Genomic DNA, 1,101 nt, shown 5'->3' with positions numbered 1-1,101 from the left:
CCCAGCGACAATCAAACCAACGACTGACCCTTGCCAGCGACAATTACCGTTGGCATCATCACCACGCCGCGACAATCAATTCTCATCCTGATTGACGCCAGCATCTCACCCAGTTTGTCGCGCTACACATCTTGCTCGCCCGCCATGTCGGACGCATTGCGCTGGGCTACGCACCTGATGTGACCTTCGCCGAGGATGTGCCACTGCGCCGCCAGTGCCTCGCCAAGATCGATGAACTCAAGTCGAAACCGGCTCTCGTCGCCCTTGCTCGCCGCGGGATCGGTTATGATCCTGAAGCCAAGCGCGCCTTCCACCGCGAAGCGCGCTCGGCGCTGCGGGTCGCGGCGCGCCATCTTGGGCTGGAGCCCAACCAGTACGACCTGCGCGGCAACTTTGCCGGTCCAGCGGTTTCGGGCGAAATCACGCTCCATAGCGACGAGATCTACGTGCAGGTCTCGATCCCCTGCATCCGTCCTGGCCGGGAGGTGATGTTTCGTCGCTGCAAGGGCCGTCAGGACTATCTCGGGGACCGCAACCACTTCTGTGACATTGCCGTGCTCGCCGCGCCGCAGAGCTTCCGCGCGCTCGTCGTCCGCGAGACCGGCCTTTCCATCAATCCGCGCCAACAGGCGCTCGTTTAGGAGACAAGCCCATGGGTTGGCTGTTCATGTCTCGCGGCGGCATGGCTCCGTTCGCCACGCCAAAAGCCTATCTCGACAATCAATGCACCTACCCGCCCGACCCCGAGAATGGGCGGGCGACGGGCCTCCGGGTCCTTAAGTCGACCGTTCGCTCGGGTGCCTATTATGCAGCTTGCCAGCGCTACGATTCCGAGAGTCCGCGCGAGATTTTCGCCATCATCTGTTTGGTGAAGTGGAATCCCGGCGCACGAAGCGGAGAGGAGTTCGGCTACAAGGACAGTGCGCCGTTGCGGCGCTGAAATGGAGTATCAGTGATGATGAGGTAAGTTGAGAAGTACGCCTCCGATAGCAGCCGCATTGTCGAGGTGATGTATCCAGCTCATTGCGCGGGCATGGATGACATAAGCATTGATGTGTTTGCAGGCGCTCGTCGCCTGGACGTGGTGGAGACCGGCCGACG

The 1,101-nt window shown here is 61.2% G+C and carries 2 protein-coding genes; both read left to right on the top strand.

Annotated features, from left to right (window positions below; genetic code table 11):
- Positions 1–131 precede the first annotated feature (131 nt).
- Positions 132–641 carry a hypothetical protein gene (locus tag LQ220_RS24775; protein ID WP_230190625.1) on the top strand — a complete coding sequence of 170 codons (510 nt, stop codon included), beginning with the start codon at positions 132–134 and terminating at the stop codon, positions 639–641.
- An 11-nt stretch (positions 642–652) separates the two neighbouring features.
- Complete coding sequence (locus LQ220_RS24770) at positions 653–940, top strand: hypothetical protein (RefSeq protein ID WP_230190624.1); 288 nt, start codon at positions 653–655, stop codon at positions 938–940.
- Positions 941–1,101: the final 161 nt, after the last annotated feature.

Source organism: Sphingobium sp. CECT 9361, from assembly GCF_918741285.1.
Taxonomy (GTDB): domain Bacteria; phylum Pseudomonadota; class Alphaproteobacteria; order Sphingomonadales; family Sphingomonadaceae; genus Sphingobium.
Note: the sequence above shows the minus strand (reverse complement) of the source record. Positions and strands in the feature narration are given on the sequence as shown.

Coding starts and splice junctions, on each gene's coding strand:
- LQ220_RS24770 (WP_230190624.1), top strand. CDS start 653: ATGGGTTGGCTGTTCATGTCTCGCGGCGGCATGGCTCCGTTCGCCACG.